The organism is Mesorhizobium sp. M0571 (genome assembly GCF_040320985.1).
Taxonomy (GTDB): domain Bacteria; phylum Pseudomonadota; class Alphaproteobacteria; order Rhizobiales; family Rhizobiaceae; genus Mesorhizobium.
Map to the genome: position 1 here is coordinate 35,957 of NZ_JAMYQT010000027.1, position 13,019 is coordinate 48,975.

At 64.2% G+C, this 13,019-nt stretch carries 12 protein-coding genes; 6 read left to right on the forward strand and 6 right to left on the reverse strand.

Annotation, left to right across the window (positions count from 1 at the left end):
* Positions 1-38: 38 nt before the first annotated feature.
* The 6 genes from NKI85_RS26045 to NKI85_RS26070 form a co-directional block, all read right to left on the reverse strand.
* Positions 39-1,691 carry a 5-guanidino-2-oxopentanoate decarboxylase gene (locus tag NKI85_RS26045; protein WP_352528269.1) on the reverse strand — a complete coding sequence of 551 codons (1,653 nt, stop codon included), beginning with the start codon at positions 1,689-1,691 and terminating at the stop codon, positions 39-41.
* Complete coding sequence (locus NKI85_RS26050; protein WP_352528267.1) at positions 1,688-2,920, reverse strand: hydantoinase/carbamoylase family amidase; 1,233 nt, start codon at positions 2,918-2,920, stop codon at positions 1,688-1,690. Before NKI85_RS26050 ends, NKI85_RS26045 begins: the two co-directional genes overlap by 4 nt.
* A gap of 48 nt (positions 2,921-2,968) precedes the next feature.
* Positions 2,969-3,766, reverse strand: a complete 798-nt coding sequence (locus tag NKI85_RS26055) for an amino acid ABC transporter ATP-binding protein (protein ID WP_352528266.1) — start codon at positions 3,764-3,766, stop codon at positions 2,969-2,971.
* Positions 3,766-4,602, reverse strand: a complete 837-nt coding sequence (locus NKI85_RS26060) for an amino acid ABC transporter permease (RefSeq protein WP_352528264.1) — start codon at positions 4,600-4,602, stop codon at positions 3,766-3,768. Before NKI85_RS26060 ends, NKI85_RS26055 begins: the two co-directional genes overlap by 1 nt.
* A 39-nt stretch (positions 4,603-4,641) precedes the next feature.
* Complete coding sequence (locus tag NKI85_RS26065) at positions 4,642-5,472, reverse strand: ABC transporter substrate-binding protein (RefSeq protein ID WP_352528262.1); 831 nt, start codon at positions 5,470-5,472, stop codon at positions 4,642-4,644.
* Between the two features lie 81 nt (positions 5,473-5,553).
* A complete protein-coding gene (locus NKI85_RS26070; RefSeq protein WP_352528260.1) occupies positions 5,554-6,468 on the reverse strand; it encodes a polysaccharide deacetylase family protein in 915 nt (304 codons plus the stop codon).
* A gap of 154 nt (positions 6,469-6,622) precedes the next feature.
* On the opposite strand from NKI85_RS26070, the gene NKI85_RS26075 reads away from it, so the two are divergent.
* The 6 genes from NKI85_RS26075 to NKI85_RS26100 all read left to right on the forward strand — a co-directional run bounded on the left by NKI85_RS26075 (position 6,623) and on the right by NKI85_RS26100 (position 12,979).
* Positions 6,623-7,261, forward strand: coding sequence for a TetR/AcrR family transcriptional regulator (locus NKI85_RS26075; RefSeq protein WP_352778755.1), 639 nt, complete (start codon positions 6,623-6,625; stop codon positions 7,259-7,261).
* 202 nt (positions 7,262-7,463) lie between these two features.
* Positions 7,464-9,062, forward strand: coding sequence for a zinc-binding metallopeptidase family protein (locus tag NKI85_RS26080; RefSeq protein WP_352528256.1), 1,599 nt, complete (start codon positions 7,464-7,466; stop codon positions 9,060-9,062).
* A gap of 26 nt (positions 9,063-9,088) precedes the next feature.
* Positions 9,089-9,544 carry a hypothetical protein gene (locus tag NKI85_RS26085; protein ID WP_352528254.1) on the forward strand — a complete coding sequence of 152 codons (456 nt, stop codon included), beginning with the start codon at positions 9,089-9,091 and terminating at the stop codon, positions 9,542-9,544.
* 25 nt (positions 9,545-9,569) lie between these two features.
* Positions 9,570-10,856 (forward strand): alanine racemase, encoded by a 1,287-nt coding sequence (locus NKI85_RS26090; protein WP_352778758.1) that lies wholly within the window; start codon positions 9,570-9,572, stop codon positions 10,854-10,856.
* A 6-nt stretch (positions 10,857-10,862) separates the two neighbouring features.
* Complete coding sequence (locus tag NKI85_RS26095) at positions 10,863-12,080, forward strand: pyridoxal phosphate-dependent aminotransferase (RefSeq protein ID WP_352528250.1); 1,218 nt, start codon at positions 10,863-10,865, stop codon at positions 12,078-12,080.
* Positions 12,053-12,979 carry a DMT family transporter gene (locus NKI85_RS26100; protein ID WP_352778760.1) on the forward strand — a complete coding sequence of 309 codons (927 nt, stop codon included), beginning with the start codon at positions 12,053-12,055 and terminating at the stop codon, positions 12,977-12,979. Before NKI85_RS26095 ends, NKI85_RS26100 begins: the two co-directional genes overlap by 28 nt.
* Positions 12,980-13,019 lie beyond the last annotated feature (40 nt).

A 13,019-nucleotide genomic window follows, 5' to 3' on the forward strand; every position in this document is an offset into this window, starting at 1 on the left:
TCTTTTAAGGGAAAAGATGCCCAAACGCTCTTCTGCTGTCAACCGCTGGCCTGTGCGGTTTCGTCGATCTGGCGCGTGGGGCGGTCGAACGCCGCAACGTAGGTTGCTTCATCGATCTCGATCACTGTCGGCCGGCGTGAGGCGAGGGCGGCCGTCACAGCTGCCGCCAGCGCCGCAGGATCATCGGCTGTCATATGCGCCCAACCGTAACCCCCGGCGAGCAAACGAAAGTCGGGGGTGTGGATATCCACGCCGAGCGGCGTGATCGCCGCGCCTTCCATGTAGGATTTGATCTCTCCGTAACCCCGATTGTTCCAGAGGACCATGACGATGTCGGCTTGAGCCTCGACGGCCGTCCCCATTTCCGCGAGGGAAAACTGGAGGCCGCCGTCGCCTACCAGCGCAAACACCGGTCCGTCCGTCTGTCGACCGAGCCGCGCGCCGACTGCGGCCGGAAGAGCATAGCCCAGCGTGCCATAGCCGGTCGCGGAGGAAAAGAATTGTGATGGAGCGGATGCACCGAAGGCGAGGCAGCCCGCATAGGCCGGCTGGGTGGAGTCTCCCACAATCACCGCATTGGTCGCGCTATCGCGCAACAGGTCCAGCAAATTGAGGCAAGCGCGCTGCTTTCGCAGCAGGCTGTTGCTGACGGCCGCCCGTGCCCTTGCCGTTCGAAGCGCGCCGTCTCCGGCTTTCCGCCCCTCGATGCGTTCCGCCAGGCGCTCGGCAAAATCGCGGGCGTCGGCAACCACCGCAAGGTCGGGCAAGCGTCCCCGCACTGTCTGTTCGGGATCGATGTCGCAACGCACTAGACGACCGGTCAGCTCACGGTGATTGGCCAGGCGGTCCTCGAAATCGGTCGGCCCGAGTTCAGTGCCGATGGCGAGGATCAGATCGGCCGCGGCCATCACCGATGCGCCGACGTCACCTCCCGGCCAGATCGGCAGCGCCAGCGGATGATCCTGAGCCAGGATGCCGCGCGCGTTGGTCGTCATCAGCACGGGCGCATCGAGACGTTCCGCCAACGTCAAGATGGCATCGGCGGCTGCTGTCGCGCCGCCGCCTACAATGATCAATGGCCGCGAGGCCTGCGCGCACTCCTTCGCTGCCGCCGCCAGACCGGACTCGGCGGCCGCCGGGCGATCCGGTACAGGCAGTGTGCGCGCCGGGCCCAGGCGCGAGGCGTCGACCGACAGCAGGTCGACCGGGATCTCGATATGAACCGGCCGCGGGCGAGCCGATGCAAATATCGCGAAGGCACGGGCCAGTACCGTGGGGAATTCGTCGATGGTCAGTACGGTGTGGCTGAACGCAGAAACCTGCGTCATGAGCTGCCGCTGATCCGGCAATTCATGCAGATGGCCTGCGCCCGACCCCATCGATCCAGCCGGGTTGACCGTCGAGATCACCAGCATCGGGATGGAATCGCCATAGGCCTGCCCCATGGCCGTCGCGATGTTGGTCAGCCCGGGGCCGGTGATGATGAAGCAGACGCCGGGGCGACCGCTTACTCGCGCATAGCCGTCGGCCATGAAACCCGCGCCTTGCTCGTGTCGGGCGGTCACGTGTCGTATGCTGCTCCCGGCGAGACCTCTATACAGCTCTACCGTATGTACGCCTGGAATTCCGAACACGGTGTCCACGCCGTTGGCGGCAAGCATTTGCACGATCCAGGTCGCGAACATTGTCATGATGCTGCTTTCGTCAAAAGCCTGGCGCAGGCGCTTGCAAGCGCGCGGCACCCGAGCACGAGATCCTCGTCCCGGGTGTTCTCGTCCCAGTGATGGCTGATCCCGCCGATGGAAGGCACGAACAGCATGCCGGCCGGCATCACCTGCGCGAGGATCTGGGCGTCGTGGCCGGCGCCGCTTGGCATCCGGATGGCGCGGCCCGGCGCAACCTCGTCGGCCGCGCTTTCCAGAGCCTCCTTGAATGCGGCGCTCATGGCATGCGGAGCCGAGCGGCTCACCAATTCCATATCGGCCGAGCACGGGCCCGCGGCGTTGGTTTCGTCCACGAGGTCGCGCAGCGCCACATCCATGCGCCGAAGCACCTCCGGATCGGCGTCGCGCAATTGCAGCATCATCTCGGCGAGATCGGGAATGATGCTGACTTGGCCGGGCTCGAGCCGCATTTTGCCGACTGTCCACACCGTGCGCTCACCGGCCAGCACGCGAAAGCGTTCCTCGACGCGATGGATCAACGCCACCAGGGCCGCACCGGCATCCTTGCGGACCGCCATCCGCGTCGTACCCGCATGATTGCGCTGGCCGCGGAAAGTGAGCCGATATTGCCATATGCCAACGATGGTGGTGACGACGCCAACGGCGAGACCGTGGGCGTCGAGATAATCGCCTTGCTCGATATGCGCTTCCAGATAGCCGAGATATCTCCCCGGTTCGATCCTGAGCCGCTCGCGTCCGCCAAGGCCGGCGTCCGTCAGTGCTTGGCGCAGCGGCTTTCCGGTCGTAGCGCAGCGGGCCGTATCGATCTCCTCCTCCGAAACCTCTCCAATTGCCGAACGGCTGCCGAGGAAGCTCGCGAAATGCGCTTCTTCGTCGGCCCAGTCCACCGGTTCCACCGCGATGTCGGATCGGCCGCTTTCTGCAACGGCGCGTGCAATTTCAATAGCATAGACCACGCCCATCGCACCATCGAGCCAGCCGGCGTAATTCTGAGAGTCCGAATGCGAACCGACCAGCAGCCTGCGGCGCTGCCCTGCCGCCGTGCCCAGAATGTTCCCGGTGCCATCCATTTGGGGATCGAGGCCGGCCGCCTTCATTCGGCCCATGATCCAGCGACGGGCTGCCATATCCTGCGGCGAGAATGTCGGGCGATGGACGCCGGTGCGATAGGCGCCGAAGCTCGCGAGTTCTCGCAGCTCCGCGAGGAGACGTTGAGGATTTATCTCCAGCTTCATTGGATACCTGTTCTTGAACCGTCTGAGATACCGTTCCGGCCGCTGTCGCTACGCAGCCTCGGCCTTGCCCGAAAGGACGGCGGAGAGGAAGGCGCGGGTGCGGGGCTCAGCCGGATTGTCCAGAACTTGCCGCGGCGTGCCGGTTTCGACGACCTTGCCTTCGACCATGAAGATCAGCTTGTCGGCGACCTCGCGGGCGAAGTTCAACTCGTGGGTGACGATCACCATCGTCATCCCGCTGCTCGCCAGGTTGCGCATGACCGCCAGCACTTCGCCGACCAGTTCCGCATCGAGCGCCGAAGTCGGCTCGTCGAAGAGCATCAGCTTCGGCTTCATCGCAAGCGCGCGGGCAATCGCCACGCGCTGCTGCTGTCCCCCGGAAAGCTGCGCGGGATAGCTCCCGGCCTTTGCCGCCAGGCCGACCCGCGACAGGAGAGCTTCGGCCTCGGCGATGGCCTGGGCCCTGGGATGGCCCAGGACTTGCACCGGCCCTTCGATCACGTTTTCCAGCGCGGTCATGTGGGGGAACAGATTGAAACGCTGGAACACCATGCCCGTGGCGCGGCGCTGGCGGGCAATCTCTCGCTCGCTCAGCCTGTGGACGACCCCGGCCTCCACGCGGTAGCCGACCAACTCGTTGTCGAGATAGAGGCAGCCTGCGTCGATGCGCTCGAGCTGGTTGATGCAGCGCAGGAATGTCGTCTTTCCCGAGCCCGACGGGCCGACGATGCAGACGACCTCGCCGGGCAGAACGTCCATGTTCACGTCGCTGAGGGCATGGAAGGATTGAAATCGCTTGCCGACGCCTCGCGCGCACACGATCGGAAGTTGCTCGCCGACGCCCATCAGTGTTTGCCTCCGTTGACGAAGCCCCGCGACACGCGCCCTTCGATCCACATCTGCAGGATCGAGAAGAAGGAGACGATCACCAGATACCAGATCGTAGCGACGAACAGCATCTCCATGATCTTGGTGTTGACGTAGTAGATGTCCTGCGCCGTGCCGGTCAGTTCCAGGAAACCCACCACGCTGGCCAGCGCGCTCATTTTCAGGAGGCCGATGAATTCGTTGCCGAGCGGCGGTATAACCACGCGCAGCGCCTGCGGAAGCACGATGCGGCGAAACGTCAGCGCGTAGCCCATGCCGATCGACTTTGCCGCTTCGTGCTGACCGGCATCTATCGACAGGAGACCCGAACGGATCACTTCCGACGTATACGCGCCTTCGTGCAGGCTGAAGGCGATCAGCGCCGCGACGAACGGTGTCATCACCGTCACCGTCGGAGCCTGCCAGAGGCCGGGGATTCCGATCACCGGGAAGATCAACGCGAGATTGTACCAGATGAGAAGCTGCAGGAGGATCGGCGCTCCCCGGAACAGCCATGTATAGAAAGCCGCGGCCATCGAGATGACCGGATTGTGCGACGTGCGCCCGATAGCCGTAGCCGTGCCGATCAGGACACCGAGCGCCATGGAAATCACCGACAGCACGATGGTCATCGCCACACCATGCAGCACGCGTGGATGGAAGATGTAGTCGCCGACGGTCGCCCAATCGATGTTGCCGACCGCGAAGGCCCATACGATGTAGCCCAGAGCGACGACAAGAAGCGTCGCTCCGAACCAGCGCCCATAGTGATGAGGTCGCGCGTGCGGAAGCGCGGATATGTCGACACTTTCCAAGGCAAGCCCCTTTCCTGGCACCACGGGGATGGAGGCGCCTTACGGCGCCGCTCCTGCGTTCAGCGTGGGCTTTTCGATAGCGCTGGCGCCCAGCTTCCATTTCGCGATCAGCTCGGCATATTTGCCGCCGGTGAACACCTTTTCGGCAGCCGCCAACACCGCGTCGCGCAATTCCGGGTCTTCCTTGCGAAAACCGATACCCAGCTTCACATTGGTAAAGGGTCCGCTGAGCGTGCGAAAGGGGCCTTCCTTGCTGGCTAGGACCGTCGGGATTGCCTCGGTTCCCTGCACCGACCCAACGGCCCGTCCCTGATTGAGATACAGGAATTCCGACGCCATATCCGTGTCGGTGATCACCTGGATTGCCGGCAGGCCGGCAGGGATGCAGTTCTCGGTGCTCCATTTTTCGACCGAGCCCGGATACGAGGTTCCGCGGTTTGCCGTCACCACCTTGCCGCACAGGTCAAGTGGCTTCTGGATATCGGTATTCTTGTCCAGTGTGAAGAACACGGCGCCGGCATTGAGATAGTCGACAAAATCGAAGTTTTCGCGCCTCGCAGGCGTGTCGTACATGCCGCTGATGATCAGGTCGATGCGCTTCGATTGCAGGTTGGGCGTCAATCCCTCGAAGCGGGAATGGACATATTCGAGCTTCACGCCAAGCTCCTTGGCGATGGCGTTTATCAGATCGACGTCAAAACCGACCAGCTCGCCCGATGCCGGATCGACGTATTCCATCGGGGGATGATCCCGCTCGATGCCGACTTTGATGATGCCGGCCTGGGCGATGCGCTCCGGCAGTTGCTGCGCCCAGCCTGCCGCCGTCGAGAGCAGCATGACGGCGGAGAGTCCGATTAGATGTTTCAGCATAGGTTCCCCTTTTTTCTGAACGACGCGGGAGGCTTGTCTCTCTGTTGCGCCGGCACCCGCACCGGCTGACAGTTTCGTGCGTCACAAGACCGGACGCGCGATCTGCGGCACGGGCTTTTCCCAAAACGGCAGGCGCTCGCGACGTGGCGACCACTCGCCCCGGTCGATGAGGCCGCGGCTATGGGCCGCTATCTCTTCCATGGTGGCAAACCAGACGCCGCCCTTCGCAACCATGTATTCCAATAGGTCCACCATGGCCTGCGCCCGCGCCGGGCGGCCCGATACGAAAGGATGCCAGACCGACGACCACAGGCCGCCATTTTCCCAGGCGGCATCGAACTCGGCGCGAAAAACCTTCATCGCCTGTTCCGGAGACTGGATCGGCAACAAATGGTTGAAATCGCGGCTGTTCATATATTGCGGCCAGTCGTCCAGCGCGTGGTCCGACGGCAATTCGATCATGGCTCCGCGGTCGCTTTCGATCAGGTAGGGCACGTCGTCTCCCGAAAGCGAAGCGTCGTAGGAAAAGCCTTCGTCCAGGAGCAAATTGAGTGTATCCGGCGAGAACGCGCCCGAGGGGCAGCGATAGCCGGCCGGACGCTTGCCGGTCACGGCTTCGATCGCCTTGATGCCTGCCCGCAGGACCTTGGCTTCGTCGGACGGCGTCAGGCTGTTGACGCGTTCATGCAGCCAGCCGTGATGGCCGATCTCGTGTCCGGCTTCGACCAGCGCTTCCACGGCGCGCGGATAGGTCTCGATGCACCATCCCGGCACATACACGGTCTGGCGAATACCGAAATGCTGCCATATCCGGACCAATCGGGGCACTGCGACGTTGGCACCGTAGCGCAAGGTGGACGAGAGCGTGATGCGGCGGCGCGAATCCTCCGGATAATAGAGGTGCAGCAGGCTTTCGGCATCGAAATCGAAGGCGAAGCAGACGGCGCAGCGCGCTCCGTTCGGCCATGCCGGAGGGTTGTCGATCAGCTTGAGCATGCCTGCCTTCACGGGTTTGAAAAGCGTTGTTTAGGCGCTCTTGATATTGCCCGCTGTAAATTTAGTGTCAACTCTATTATTTGAGTTGAGGGTAGATAATTGCCCCTCGAACGTGGTTTAAGGATGGAACGATTTGATTCACGGAGGGCGGCAGATGGCAAAGGGTCTTTGGGAAAAGCACAAGATCAAACGCACAGAGCAGGTGCTCGATGCGGCGGACGCGCTTTTCCGCGACCAGGGCTATGAAGAGACCAAGATCGAGGAAATAGCCGAACTGGCGTCCGTCGCCTCGGCCACCGTCTACAATTATTTCAAGAACAAGCCGAACCTGCTGATGGAGATCGCGCTCCGCCACATCCGGGCGGCGGTGCCGGAGCGACGCGAATTCATCGCCAACATCCCGGACGATCCGATGGAAGGCATCATAGAGTTCGAGAAACTGCTGGCGGATCAGGCCGTGCGTCATCTGACTCCGGAATGCTGGCGGGTGGTGATGTCAGCGCAATTTGTGGACACGGACGGCGTCGCGCACCGCACGGCGCGTCGGCTCGACCTCATCATACGACGCCAGTATTCAGCGATCCTCGCGGACTATCAGAGGAAGGGGCGGATTCGCGCTGATGTGGATATTTCGGTGCTATGCGACATCCTGATCGGGATCGGCAATGCGGCGCTCGCCAAGCTTGTCACGTCGCCGGCGATGCAGGTGGAAACCATGCGTGAAATCGGGCTGCCGCATTTGCGGCTCGTCCTGTCGGGCGTCACAACGTCCCTGACACAGGCAAAAAATTAGCAGCTTGCTCCATTTTTAGATTTAACTCCAAAATTTCTATTGCGAGACGCCGGCTCTTGGCATAGCTTCAAGCTGTCAGGTTCGAGCCCCGCTCCGCCTGCACCCTTGAAAAGACAGTTTTGCCTAACGCCGGATGTTCCGCTTCCGGCGTCGGGGATTGCTATGCCGCGCGACATTAGCGCGGCGCTGAACACGGTGCACAATGTCTGTCGAACCTCTCTCCATTCCCCAAAAATCGGCGCTCGCTTTTCTCGCATCCTCCCATGCGGCGCTGTCGCGCGATCACCAGACGATCTGGTCTTTCCACGAACCTTCGTGGCGGGAGTACCGGTCGTCGCAATGGTATGTCGACCGGCTGCGCGCGGAAGGCTTCGACGTGGAGCAGGGCTCGGCCGGAATGCCCACCGCCTTCTGCGCGCGGTGGACGAACCCGGCGGGCGAGGGGCGCGGGCCTGTTGTGGCGGGCTATGCGGAGTATGATGCGGTGCCGGGTCAGTCCCAGGTGGCGGCGCCCTACCGCGCGCCGCGCCCGGGCACGACAAAGCACGCCGCGGGACACACCGACCCGCACTCGGCCCTCGGCCTGGGTTCATTCGCCGGTTTCCTTGCCGCCAAGCATGCGATGGAAGCGCATGGCGTGGCCGGCACCCTCGTATTCTTTGGCGAGCCGGCGGAAAAGATGTGCGGCTCCAAGCCGGTCCATGCGGCGCACGGCTATTATGACGGGCTCGATGCCGCTATCTCGTTCCACCCGCATTCCTTCAACGCCCTGACCAACGGCGTCTTCTGGGACACGACCAGCGCACCCTATTGGAGCAAGATCTACACCTTCGAATGCGAGGCGCCGGAGACCTGGCAGAATGAGGGCCATGGCGGCAGCGTCGCGCATGCGCACGCCACCGCGCGGGCTCCCGGCGCCATCGACGCCGTCTGCCTGATGTACACCAATTCCAAGCTGATGAAGGAATCCATGCTGCCGCACACGGGCACCTGGACGCTGAATGAATTCATCCCTGTCGCCGGTCAGGCCGCCGCCGACAATCTCGCTCCGGCCTATTCGCAGATCCAGTATTCGATGCGTGCGCCGACCCTCGAAATGTGCGCTGCCGCCTTCACGGTGCTCGATCGCAACGCGGCGCATGTAGCGGCCATGACCCACTGCTCGGTAAGCTCGGCCTGGATCACCAAGACACGCGCCGGATTGCCCAACCATGCGCTGGCCGAGGCGACGTTCCGCAATTTCGAACGCGTGGGGGCGCCGCAGTGGAGCGAGAAGGCCAAGGAGTTCGCAAGGCAAGGCCAGCGGCATCTCGGCCATGAAGCGATGCCGGAACCGTTCATCGATAACATGACCCGTCTCACGCCGCCCGCCGAAGCCGAGGCGGCTTTCCGCGGCCAGCTTCCGGCCTGGCAGTTCAACTACGCGGCCGACGACTATGTCGACTACACCTGGCATGCGCCGACGGTGCGCCTCTACGTGGCCCGGCCGACGCTAAAGGCGCCGGCTTCGGGCGCCCGCTATCCCGAGTGGCTGCGCCACGCGATGAACGGCGATCCGGATTGCATCGATCCGATGTGGAGCAAGGCGGCGCAGGTGATCTCGACGACGATCCTCGACCTGATGACCGATCCGTCCATCCTCCGGCGCGCGCAAGCCGAGTTCCGCGAGCGCACCGGCGGCGGAATTGGCGGCTCCAGATGGGTGGCGCCGCTGCTGCCGTCCGACTTCCAGGCGCCGACCGGCTATAACTGGCCCGAATGGGTGGATACGCCCCGCGGGCGCGAATGGTCGATTCTCTGATTTCCTTCAACGACAGGAGCAACAAAATGCCCGTTCCCAGCCATGACGACGTCGTGCAGTTCGTCGCGAACAACCGCTTCCCGTTTCCAGGTCAAAAGACCTGGCCCGCCGACTACGTCACGCTGACCAATGCACCGGCACGCCAACGGTCGGTGCCGGCCGAAGGCGGTGAGTATTTTCCTGACATCGTCGTCATCGACGCCAAGGGAAAGACGCGCGAGATCGGCGATGTCGAGGAGGTGCTGGATTCCGCCAAGGTCGGTTTGTGGAAGGCCGCATCGGCGGCCGGCGACGAATTGCCGGATTATGGCACGCGGATTTTCTTCCTCTATGTGCCCGCCGGAAAGGAAGCGGAAGCTCAGAAGCTTCTGGACGACAACGGCGTCGCCTATGCGGGCGTGCGCGGCTATTCGGCCGATGCTTCCGGCAAGGTCGTCATCGCTCCCTTCGTGACGCGCGGAAATCCTTACGACCATCAATGATCGCCCTCCGGCGAAGGATAGATCGATGACCAGCGCGACGCTCGGCGGCCATCTGCGCGGCATGCCCGCGGCTATGCAAGATGGCACCGCGGCCGAGCTGGTATCGCTGCGCCTCGATCCGGCAGCGGGGCAGATGAGCCTGCCGCTGCTCACGCTCGACGAGGCGGTGTTCGACAGCAATGCCAAGGCTTTTTTCGGCTTTGCCGTAAAGCATGGCCTCGGTGTCTTTCCGCACCTGAAGACATCGATGGCGCCGTCGCTTGCACTGCGCCTGCTGGCCGCGGGGGCCGACGGCATGACGGTCGCCGATGCGAGGCAGGCGGCGGTGCTGCTCTCGCACGGCATTACGCGTGTGATGTTGGCCAATCAGATCGGTGGCCGTGGCGCTGCACTGCGCCTCGCAACCCTCCTGGCCCGCTATCCCAAGGCCGAGCTGACGGTCTTCGTCGATTCGACGGAAGGTCTGGCGGCGCTGGCCGATGCCTGGCGCGACCGCGCCGATCTTCCCCGGCTCGGCATCGCCGTCGAGGTCGGCAGGGGCCGGGGCGGCGTGCGTTCGCGACAGGCCGCGCAGGCCCTGATCGACGCCGTGCTCAATGCCGGGACGTCCGGAACGAAAGGTCTCTATCTCGAAGGCGTGGCTGCTTATGAAGGGGCTGCTGCACTGCCGGGTTTCGACGCGCCGGCCGTCGAGGCTTCGATTGCGGAGCTCCTCGATCGATTGGCCGATGCCGCAATCCACGCCCGGGCCCGAATGGATCCAGCCCGCTCCCTGATCGTAACGGCGGGCGGCTCGGCCTATTTCGATCTGGTGGTGCATCGTCTCGCACCTGTGATTGCCGATCTCTTGCCGGCGCGGCTCGTCCTCAGAAGCGGTGCCCTGTTCTTTCACGATCACGGTATCTATGCCCGCGCCATGGCGGCCATGACGCGCCGAAACCCCGACGGCCCCTCCGGCTCCTTCCGTCCCGCCTTGAAGCTCTGGGCGGAAGTGCTTTCGCGACCCGAGCCCGGCCTGGCGATCCTCGGCTTCGGCATGAGGGACGCTCCTGTCGACCAGGGTCTCCCGGTGCCGTTGCAGCTTCACCGCGATGGCAGGCTCGTCGCGGCGGCGCTCGCCGGCTGCACGATCGACAGGCTCAACGACCAGCACGCTTTCATGTCACTGCCGCCAGCGACGGAACTCGCTGTCGGCGACATCGTCTCGCTCGGAATTTCTCACCCCTGCACCTGCATCGACCGCTGGCGTCTCGTCTGGGGCGTAGGTCCAGACGGGCGGGTGAGCGCGGTACATCCCACTTACTTCGGGTAGCCGGGCATGACGTCGATCTCGGGACTTTCCTCCGCCGACTGGCGCGCGCGGCTGAGCGCTGAAGCGGCAGCGGCGCCGGCAAGCGGCATCGCCGAAGTGATGCGCCATGGCTTCGGCCGCAGCGGCATCATTCCGCTCTGGGTCGGCGAAGGCGACCAGCCGACGCCGGCCTTCCTGTGCGAAGCCGCAGCCGCCGCGCTCGCTCGTGGCGAGACCTTCTACATGCCACAGGCGGGGCTGGCCGAGCTTCGCGGCGCGCTCGGCGCCTATCACGACAGGCTCTATGGCGGGCTCTTCGGCGCGCCATTCCGCGCCGAGCGGTTCTTCGCGACCGGATCCGGCATGCAGGCCATTCAGATCGCAATCCGTCTCACGGCGGGAGCAGGCGACGAGGTGATCGTGCCGACCCCGGCCTGGCCGAACTTCGCCGCCGCCGTCGGCGTGGCGGGCGTGGTGGCGCGCCAAGTGCCGCTGCATTTCGCCTCGACCGGTTGGCACATGGATCTCTACGACATCGAACGGTCGATCGGGCCCCGCACACGGGCGCTGTTCCTCAACTCGCCTTCCAATCCGACCGGCTGGACGGCGAGCGAGGCCGAGTTGGGCGCGATCCTCGATCTCTGCCGCCGCCACGGCCTGTGGATCATAGCGGACGAGGTCTATTCGCGCTTCACCTATGACCCCGCACGGCGGTCGACGCCTTCGCTGCACAGCGTTGTCGCTGCCGACGACCGTGTGCTGTTCGTCAACACGTTTTCCAAGAACTGGGCGATGACCGGATGGCGGATCGGCTGGATCGAAGCGCCCGAAGCGCTCGGGCCTGCCGTCGAAAACCTGATCCAATACGCCACCTCCGGTGTCGCCGTCTTCATGCAGCGCGCCGCGGCACTGGCGCTGAACCAGGGCGAGGTCGCGCTCGCCGCGCTCATGGAAAGGGCGCGTGCCGGCCGCGACATCGTCACCGGTGCGTTGGCGCGACTCCCGGGCATAGACTTCGCGCCGCCCGGAGCTTTCTACCTGTTCTTCCGCGTCGACGGCGTGAGCGATTCCACCGCTTTCGCCAGCGCGCTGATCCGCGAGGCCGACGTCGGTCTGGCCCCCGGCTCCGCTTTCGGTTTGGGCGGCGAGGGTTTTTTCCGTCTTTGCTTCGCGCGCGATCCCAACGACTTGCGGGCGGCCTGCGGCCGCTTCGCCGATTGGATGGCGGCCAGGTCACCGGCATGATCCGCGCTGGGGCGCAGACCCGCGGCATCGTGACGGTCTGTCTTGCCATGGCTCTGTTCGCCGCCAACGATGCGACGATCAAGATCCTGGCGGAGCGGCTGGGCCCCGCCCAGGTCATGCTGCTGCGCGGCTGCGTCGGCGGCGCAATATTGCTCGCCCTCGGCTTGGTACTGGGTATCGGCCGGCAGCTTTGGATGGCGCTTCGCCCAGCCGTCCTGCTGCGCGCCTTATGCGATGCGATGGCAAGCGTGATGTTTGTAATGGCTTTGGTCGGCATGCCGGTCGCAACGATCACCGCCCTGATTCAGCTCGTGCCCATTCTGACCAGTGTCGCCGGGGTTCTGATGTTCGGGGACGTGATGACGCGCCGCCAGAGCCTGGCATTGGCCATCGGGCTGCTTGGGGTCGTCATGATCACCCGCCCCTCGGCGGAGGGCGTCGGCATGCACTTTCTCTTCGGCATTGCCGCTATCGTGCTCCTGACCACCCGCGACGTGATAACGCGCGGCAGCGCACAGCGCGTTCCCTCGCTCGTTGTCGCCACCTGCGCCACCCTTGCCATTCCCGTCATCTCCATCCCCCAGCTATCCGGCGAAACCTGGCATGCGGTCGATCTGGAGAGCGCGGTGCTGATCGGCATGCTGGGGGGGCTGGTCGCCGCGGGAAACCTGCTGATGATCGTGGCGGTGCGCTCGGCGCCGCTGCCGGCGATCGCACCCTATCGCTACAGCGCCATCCCTTTTGCCCTGATCGCCGGAGCAGTTCTGCTCGGCGAATCTCCCGACGCGCTGATGCTTGCGGGGACAGGCGCGATAGCTCTCGGCGGCGTCCTCGCCTTGCCCCGCGCGGTCGCCGCGCCCGCTGCCGAAAAGACTGAAGCCGGCCAAGAATCATCTTGACAGGAAAGGTCCGACGCAACACAGTGTCCCGTAATAAGAA